The organism is Rugosimonospora africana (assembly GCF_016862975.1).
GTDB lineage: Bacteria > Actinomycetota > Actinomycetes > Mycobacteriales > Micromonosporaceae > Rugosimonospora > Rugosimonospora africana.
Map to the genome: position 1 here is coordinate 155,873 of NZ_BONZ01000036.1, position 7,814 is coordinate 163,686.

Sequence of the window (7,814 nt, forward strand, 5' to 3'; positions counted from 1 at the left end):
GCGCCGGCCCGCGGGTCACGCCGTCCCTCGTGACGCGCGGGCCGGCTCCGCTTGTTGTGAAGCCGCCTGTTGTGAAGCCGGCTGTTGTGAAGCCGGCTGCGGTACCGGGGGCGGAGCGTCAAGGGCCGCCGACCGCCGGGGCAGCAGCACGGCCGGTACCAGCGCGAGAGCCAGCAGTGCCACGGCCCACCAGTACGTGTGCTGGAACGCCCCGGCGCGCTGCGTCCCGATGCCGGTACCCGCCGTGTTCGACGCCAGTACCACCGACATCAGCGCCGTCCCGATCGACACCCCGACCTGGGACACGATGTTCAGCGTGGTGCTGCCGGACGGCACGTCGTCCCGGGGCAACCCGCGGGTCGCGGTCGTGTTGAGCGGCATGAGCACCATGCCGACGCCGACGCCCATCACCGCCATGGCCGCGCACAGCCGCCAGTACGGCGCGTCCGGTCCGAGGAGACCGGCAAACCCGGACAGCCCGAGCGCCGCGATCACGATGCCGGACAGGATCATCAGCCGGGGTGAGGCCCGGTCGATCCGTCGCGTGGCGACCTGCATCGAGGTGCCGACGGCGACGGCCAGCGGTATGCCCAGCAGGCCCGCGCGGGTGGCGTCGAGGCCCCGCGCGGTCTGGTAGTACATCGGCGTCAGCAGCATCGATCCGAAGTACCCGGCCGCGAACAGCACCATGGTGGCCAGGGCTGCGGCGAACGTACGGTCGGCCAGCAGCCGCAGCCGCAGCAACGGCTCGCGGGCGGTCAGGCTCCGGACCACGAAGCCGGCGGTCAGCGCCAGGCCGGCGAGCGCGGGCACCAGCGCCCCCGGCTCGGTGACATCGCCACGGCTGCCGCCGGTCGCCAGACCGTAGATGAGCAGTGCCAGGCCCGGCGACAGGGTCAGCAGGCCGGGTACGTCGAGCCGCCGCGCCGGCTGCCGTCCGTCGTGTCGCAGCAGCCGGGCCGCGAGCACCAAGGCCAACCCGCCGACCGGCAGGTTGACCAGGAAGATCCAGTGCCAGGACGCGGTGTCGATCAGCCAACCGCCGAGCACCGGACCGGCCACCGGGCCGATCAGCACGGGGATCCCGAGCACCGCCATCGGTCCGCCCATCCGTCGCCGGTCCGCGGCGCGTATCACCATCGCCATGCCGACCGGCATCAGCAGGCCGCCGCCGAGGCCCTGAAGCACCCGGAACAGCACGAGCGTCTGGATGTTCCAGGACAGCGAGGCCAGCGCCGATCCGGCGGTGAACAGCGCTATCGCGGCGAGGTAGGTGTGCTTCGCGCCGAACCGGGCCATGGCCCAGGCCGCCGTCGGGATGACCGCGGCCAGGGCGAGGGTGTACCCGGTGGAGACCCACCCGACCGCGGTCAGTGGTGCGCGCAGCGCGACCGCCAGCGGGTGCAGGGCGACGTTGACGATGGTCACGTCCAGGACCGACATGACCGACCCGATGACCACGACGGTCAGCGTCGCGGCCAGGTCGTGACCGGTCCGGGTGTCGGCGGTCATTTGCCGTACGGGTGCGCGACGCGGGCGGCGCGCAGCGCGCGTCCCCACCACACCAGCTGGTCGACCATGCCCTTGGCTGCGCCTTCGCACACGGCCGCGTCGAGTGGCTGGCCGTCCTTGCCCAGTCCGGACCACGGTCCGTGCAGGCTGACCGAGTCGCGCACGGTCATCGCGTGCAGTTCGACGAAGACCTGCCGGAGCTGTTCGACAGCGCGGAGCCCGCCGCCCAGGCCGCCGTACGAGACGAAGCCGATCGGTTTGGCCTGCCACTGGGTGAAGTGCCAGTCGATCAGGTTCTTCAGCGAGGCGGGGAAGCTGTGGTTGTACTCGGGCGTGACGACCACGAACGCCTCGGCGTCGGCCAGCCGGGGGCTGACGTCGGCCAGGGCCGCCCGGGTCTGTGGGGCGGGCGACGGCAGGCCGTCCCAGTTGGGCATCGCTACGGGCAGATCCAGGTCGGCGACGTCGATGACGTTCAGCTCGATGTCGGCCCGGTCGCGGACGTGGCCGACGAACCAGTCGGCTACCGCCCGACCGGCCCGTCCACCCCGGGCGCTCCCGACGATGACGGCGACGCGGAGCGCGCGGTCGGTGTCGGCGACATCGGTGGTACGGGCGGTGTCCAGCATGACTGTCCCCTTGGCTGTCTCTCGTGCGGGCGCCGGCGTGCGCCCCTCCGGCCAAAGTACAACGCCGGTTGTTAAAAGCACAACCAGCGTTGTAATGTCGTTCTCGACCGTAGGATGAGGGACCGATGAGCGGCACAGACACCACGAAGAGCACCGGCGGGACCAGCGCCGGCAGGACCGGCACGGATCAGCCACGTCGCGGCCGGGCGGACAAGGCGGCGGCGATCCTGCACGCCGCGTGCGTCGTCTTCGGGCGCGACGGATACTCGCGGGCCGCCGTCGACACCATCGCGACCGAGGCCAGCACGTCGACCCGCACGATCTACAACTACTTCCCGGGCGGGAAGGAGGAGCTGTTCCGCTCCGTCATGGAGTGGAGCTCGGCGCGGGTCAGGGACGAGCAGCTCGCGCGACTGCGCCGGTACCTGGATCCGCAGCGCCCCCCGCACCCCCGGGACCTCGAGCGTGACCTGCTCGCGCTGGCCCGCGCGTGGAGCGACCTGATGGCCGACTTCCGGGACCACTTCCTGCTGGTGCGCCACATCCTGGTGGAGGCCGGGCACCTGCCCGCCGACACCGTCCAGGCGTGGCAGGAGGCCGGTCCGCGGGCGGTCCGCCGCGAATTCGCGTCCGCCCTGGCCGCGTTGAGCGACCACGGCCTGATCGACGCGCACGGCGACCTGGACCAGGTCGCCACCCACTTCATGGCGCTGATCTCGCCCAACGCCGTGCAGCACTCGTACTGGGGCGTCACCCCGCTGCCCGCCGAGGAGATCGACCGGCTGATCGCGTCCGGGGTCCGGGCGTTCCTGCGGGCGTACGGCGGCGCCGCGACCTGACCGGTTCAGGGGACCAGTCGGGTACCCACCCGGTCCGCCCACTCGACGATCATCAGGGTGGCGTCGTCCTGGAGTTGCCCGTGCTGGTGGTCGAGGACGGCGTGCCCGATCCGGCGCAGCACCTCCGGGGCGAGCAGGCCGCCGGCCGAGTGCTGTTCGGCCAGGTCGATCAGCCGGTCGAGCCCGAACCGCCCACCGTCCGCGCTCCTCGCCTCGGTGATGCCGTCGCTGTAGAGCAGGAGCCGGTCTCCGCGTCGCATGGCGTACTCGGCAACGACCGGCCGGGAGTCGGACAAGCCGAGCGGCATCCGGCGCCGTGCCTCCAGCCGGGCGACGGCCCGCCCGTCCCGGATCAGCACCGGTGCCGGGTGGCCGGCGTTGATGTAGCGCAGCAGGCCGGTGGTCAGGTCGAGGTCGGCCAGCACGCCGGTGGTGTACCGGAGGTCGTCGAACTGGCTGGTCAGCGCCTCGTCCGCGGCGAGCGCCATGTCGATCAGGTCGGCGCCGTTGCTGCGCGCGGACCGGACGGCGGCCAGGGTCAGCACCGCGGTCAGGCAGGCGGTCAGCCCGTGCCCGACCGAGTCGAAGATGCCGAGTCGGGCGTGGTCCCGGTCGACGGCGTAGTCGAACGCGTCCCCGCCGATCTCGTAGGTGGGCTCCAGGATCGCCGAGATGGTCACGTCGTCGGTCGCGAACGTCAGCGGCGGCAGGTTGCGCCACAGCAACTCGCCCTCGGTGGACATCGACCGGGAGCGACGCAGCGCGCGCAGCGTGTCGCCGTACGCCGACTTCGTGATGACCATGTGACCGATGAGGCCGGCCAGGGCGGTGAGGCCGAGATGCAGGTCGGGATCGTCGACCGACACGGGTTCCGGGAACGCGAACCGCGCCACCCCGAGCCGTTCGGTGCCGTCCACGATCGGTACCCACAGCAGATCGCTGCGGTCCGACGCTGCCAGGATACGGACGGTCATGAACGCATCTCCCGCGACGCCGCGGTCCACCGGAAACGGCTCGGAGGTCGGCGCTCCGGTCTCCGGAAGGGCGCGGAGATGGCGTTGCTCGAGGTCGATCAGGAACACGGTGACCCGGATGCCCAGCGACCGGACGGACGCGTTGACGGCGGCGGCCAACGCGCTCGGCTGGACCAGGTGCGTCGCCCGCAGCAGGTCGGCGATGGACCGGTACAGGTCGGTCGCTGGGATGGCCACGGGGTTCCCCTCACGGCTCGGCTACCACCCCAGCCTCCCGAACCGCCGCGCCGCGGCGCAGGTCGTTGGCCGATTCGGCGCCCCGGCCTCCGTTACTGCCCGCGTGCCGTTACTACCGCCTGCCGTTACCACCGCCTGCCGCTACTGCCGCGGTGCCTCGTCGCCGGCCGCCGGCGGCCGACCACCGGGCCGGCGCGGTGGGATGGTCACGCCGAGCAACTCCTCGACGGCTGTGATGCGCAGCACCTCGGCGACCAGGCCGCGGGCGCCGGACACGGTCAGCGAGCCGCCCTGCGCCACGATCGCCCGGTGTGCCCGCAGCAGCGCCCGGATGCCACTGGAGTCCAGAAAGCCCAGGCCACTGAGGTCCAGGTCCACCGCGACGGCGCCGGCCCCGGCCACCACCCCGGTGACCGTGTCCACGAGGGAGTCGGCGGTGGACATGTCCAGGTCGCCGTCGACCTTGATCACACGCCGTCCGCCAGCGTCCTCATACACAAATGCCCGCACCTACGTATCACCCCGAGACAGCCGTGGCGTGCGCCCCCACGGTACCCGCCGGCCGGAGCCAGCGCCCGGCTCGGCACGTTCCGGAGCCCGTTACGGCCAGTCCGGCTCGGCGCGTCTGACGCCGCGCGACGACCCCGACCGGTCGCGGCAGAATAGTCGTTCGTGATCGACATGGAGGACGCCATGAGCGAGTTCGTGAACGGCACCGACACACGACCACCGGATGAGGTGATGAACCTGCGATCGGCCGGACCGGGCACCGGCGGCATCGCACCCCGCGCGCGGTTCGACTCCGGCCTGCCGGAGCTTTCGCTGGACGGCGACTGGCGCTTCCAGCTCTGGCCCTCGCTCGACGCGGCCCCCGGCGGCGTCGGTGCGGAAGACTTCGACGACTCCGGTTGGGGTTCGATACCGGTGCCGTCGAGTTGGCCGATGCACGGGCACGGACAGCCGGCGTACACGAACGTGGTCTACCCGTTCCCGGTGGACCCGCCGTTCGTACCCGACGCCAACCCGATCGGTGACCACCGGCTGCGCTTCGACGTCGCGCCCGAGTTTCTGAACGGCGCGCTGCTGCGGTTCGACGGCGTCGACTCGGCGGCGACGGTCTGGCTCAACGGCCGGCTGCTGGGCACGACGCGCGGCAGCCGGCTGCCCACCGAATTCGAGGTGGGCAACCTGCTGCGCGAGCGGGACAACGTCCTGGCGGTGCGGGTCGCCCAGTTCTCCGCGGCCAGCTACCTGGAAGACCAGGACATGTGGTGGCTGCCCGGCATCTTCCGGTCGGTCACCCTGCTCGCGCACCCGGCCGGTGCGTTGCGAGACATCTTCGTGCGCGCCGGCTACCGGGACGGCCGCGGCGAACTGCGCGTCGAGGTGGACGGGCCGGACGCGGGGCAGGTACGCGTCTCGGTGCCCGACCTCGACGTTCACGATCTGGTACCGGGTACCACGCTGGACGTCGGGCCGGTCCGGCCCTGGTCGGCGGAGCGGCCGGCGCTGTACGACCTGATCGTGTCGACCCCGGTGCAGAGCGTCCGGCTGCGCGCCGGCTTCCGTACCGTGACCGTGGACGGGGCGCAGATCAGGATCAACGGCAACCCGGTGCTGTTCCGGGGCGTCAACCGGCACGAGCACCACCCGGACTTCGGCCGCGCCGTACCCGCCCAGACCGCGCTGGCGGAACTCCGGCTGATGAAGCAGCACAACGTCAACGCCATCCGGACCTCCCACTACCCGCCGCACCCGGACGTGCTGAGCTGGGCCGACGAGCTGGGCTTCTACGTCATCGACGAGTGCGACCTGGAGACTCACGGGTTCACCTTCGTCGAATGGCGGAACAACCCGTCGGACGACCCCGCCTACCGGGAGGCGCTGCTGGACCGGATGGCCCGGATGGTGGAGCGGGACAAGAACCACCCGTGCGTGGTGATGTGGTCGCTCGGCAACGAGGCGGGCGAGGGCGGCAACCTGGCCGCGATGGCGCAGTGGTCGAAGAACCGGGACCCGTCGCGGCTCGTGCACTACGAGGGCGCCTGGCGCTCGACCGCGTATGTGGACGTGTACTCGCGGATGTACGCGCCGGTCGACGAGGTCGAGACGATCGGCCGGTTCGAAGATCCGGCGCTGGCCGATCCCGCCCTCGACGAGCACCGCCGGGGACTGCCGTTCGTGTTGTGCGAGTACGCGCACGCGATGGGCAACGGGCCGGGTGGGCTCAGCGAGTACCAGCACGCCTTCGAGAACTCGACGCGCCTTTCCGGCGGATTCGTCTGGGAGTGGGTCGAGCACGGCATCCACCGCACGTCGCCGGACGGGGTGCGGTACGACGCGTACGGCGGCGACTTCGGCGAACCGGTGCACGACGGCAACTTCGTCATCGACGGGCTGGTGTCGGCCGACCGCGTGCCGCGCCCCGGCCTGCTCGATTTCAAGAAGGTCGTCGAGCCGGTGCGGATGGCGGTCGACGACGACTGGCGCACCCTGCGGGTCGCGAACCTGCACGACGTGAGCGACCTGGCCGAGTTCGCGCTGCGCTGGGCGGTTCACGAGGAGGCCGGACAGCGCTGCGCCGGCCCGCTCGAACCGGTCCGGGTGGCGCCGGGGGACAGCGCGGTCGTGCCGCTGCCCGCCGAGGTCGGCGACGCTCGCGCCGCCGGCCGGGTGCTCACCGTGTCGCTGGTGCTCGCGCAGGCCACCGCGTGGGGCGAGGAGGGCCACGAGGTCGCCTGGTGCCAGGCCGGATCGGTACCCGTGGAGGACGCGGGCGCCGGCGCGGCTGTGACCGCACCGCGAACGGGCGACGGCGGGCTGGTCCTCGGGCCGGCGGTGTTCGATCCGGCGACCGGGCTCCTGCGGTCGCTGAACGGCCTCGCGATCGACGGGCCGGAGCTCGGCCTGTGGCGCGCACCCACGGACAACGACCGGGGGGCCGCCGAAGGGGTCGCGGACGCGTCGGTCTGGGAGGAACTCGGGCTGCACCGGATGGTCAGCCGGACGGTCTCGGTCACGGCGTCCGCGGACGGGCTGGTGGTCGTGCGCCGCTCGGGTACCGCCGGGCGTGACCACGCGGTCGACGTGACGTACCGGTGGTCCAGCGCCGAGGCGGGGCTTTCGCTCGCGGTCGACGTGGTGCCGGTCGGCCCGTGGAGCGGCTCCTGGGCGCGGATCGGCGTCGACTTCACCCTGCCGGCGACCCTGACCGAGGTCGACTGGGCGGGGCTCGGGCCGGGGCCGCGCTACCCGGACACCGGGCAGGCGCAGCGCCTGGGCTGGTTCTCCTCGACGGTCGCCGATCTCAGCGTGGACTACACGCGGCCGCAGGAGAACGGCGCGCGTGCCGGAGTGAGCCGGCTACGGCTGCGCGATCCCGGCACCGGGGCGCAGCTCACGGTACGTGGGCCGGAGTTCAGCTTCAGCGCGCGGCCCTGGTCGCGGTACGCGCTGGCGGCCGCCCGGCACACCGTCGACCTGGTACCCGACGGCCGGCTGCACCTGTCGATCGACCATCAGCAGCACGGCATCGGAACGGCGTCGTGCGGTCCGGGCCCGCTGCCGCCATACCGGCTGACGCCCCGGGCGGCTTCGTTCGAGCTGCGGTTCACCTGACGGAG

At 72.3% G+C, this 7,814-nt stretch carries 6 protein-coding genes; 2 read left to right on the forward strand and 4 right to left on the reverse strand.

What is annotated here, in order from left to right; genetic code table 11:
* Positions 1 to 15 precede the first annotated feature (15 nt).
* Both Raf01_RS19405 and Raf01_RS19410 read right to left on the reverse strand, forming a co-directional pair.
* Entirely contained in the window at positions 16 to 1,512 is a 1,497-nt protein-coding gene (locus Raf01_RS19405; RefSeq protein ID WP_203919339.1) for a DHA2 family efflux MFS transporter permease subunit, read from the reverse strand.
* On the reverse strand, positions 1,509 to 2,141 hold the full coding sequence (locus Raf01_RS19410) for an NADPH-dependent FMN reductase (protein ID WP_203919340.1): 633 nt from the start codon (positions 2,139 to 2,141) through the stop codon (positions 1,509 to 1,511). Before Raf01_RS19410 ends, Raf01_RS19405 begins: the two co-directional genes overlap by 4 nt.
* Positions 2,142 to 2,266: 125 nt before the next feature.
* On the opposite strand from Raf01_RS19410, the gene Raf01_RS19415 reads away from it, so the two are divergent.
* Entirely contained in the window at positions 2,267 to 2,980 is a 714-nt protein-coding gene (locus tag Raf01_RS19415; protein WP_203919341.1) for a TetR/AcrR family transcriptional regulator, read from the forward strand.
* Positions 2,981 to 2,985: 5 nt separating this feature from the next.
* On the opposite strand, the gene Raf01_RS19420 is transcribed toward Raf01_RS19415, so the two are convergent.
* Together Raf01_RS19420 and Raf01_RS19425 are read right to left on the reverse strand one after the other, a co-directional pair.
* On the reverse strand, positions 2,986 to 4,191 hold the full coding sequence (locus Raf01_RS19420; RefSeq protein ID WP_203919342.1) for a PP2C family protein-serine/threonine phosphatase: 1,206 nt from the start codon (positions 4,189 to 4,191) through the stop codon (positions 2,986 to 2,988).
* A gap of 141 nt (positions 4,192 to 4,332) precedes the next feature.
* Positions 4,333 to 4,701, reverse strand: a complete 369-nt coding sequence (locus tag Raf01_RS19425) for an STAS domain-containing protein (protein ID WP_308442658.1) — start codon at positions 4,699 to 4,701, stop codon at positions 4,333 to 4,335.
* Positions 4,702 to 4,884: 183 nt separating this feature from the next.
* Here Raf01_RS19425 and Raf01_RS19430 point away from each other — a divergent pair, with 183 nt between their 5' ends.
* The gene (locus tag Raf01_RS19430) at positions 4,885 to 7,809 is read left to right on the forward strand and encodes a glycoside hydrolase family 2 TIM barrel-domain containing protein (RefSeq protein WP_203919344.1); all 2,925 of its coding nucleotides are present in this window, start codon (positions 4,885 to 4,887) and stop codon (positions 7,807 to 7,809) included.
* The last annotated feature ends 5 nt before the right edge of the window (positions 7,810 to 7,814 follow it).

Bases quoted from the DNA above. Each gene is read 5' to 3' on its own strand.
- Raf01_RS19415 (WP_203919341.1), top strand. From the start codon at position 2,267: ATGAGCGGCACAGACACCACGAAGAGCACCGGCGGGACCAGCGCCGGC.
- Raf01_RS19405 (WP_203919339.1), bottom strand. From the start codon at position 1,512: ATGACCGCCGACACCCGGACCGGTCACGACCTGGCCGCGACGCTGACC.
- Raf01_RS19430 (WP_203919344.1), top strand. From the start codon at position 4,885: ATGAGCGAGTTCGTGAACGGCACCGACACACGACCACCGGATGAGGTG.
- Raf01_RS19410 (WP_203919340.1), bottom strand. From the start codon at position 2,141: ATGCTGGACACCGCCCGTACCACCGATGTCGCCGACACCGACCGCGCG.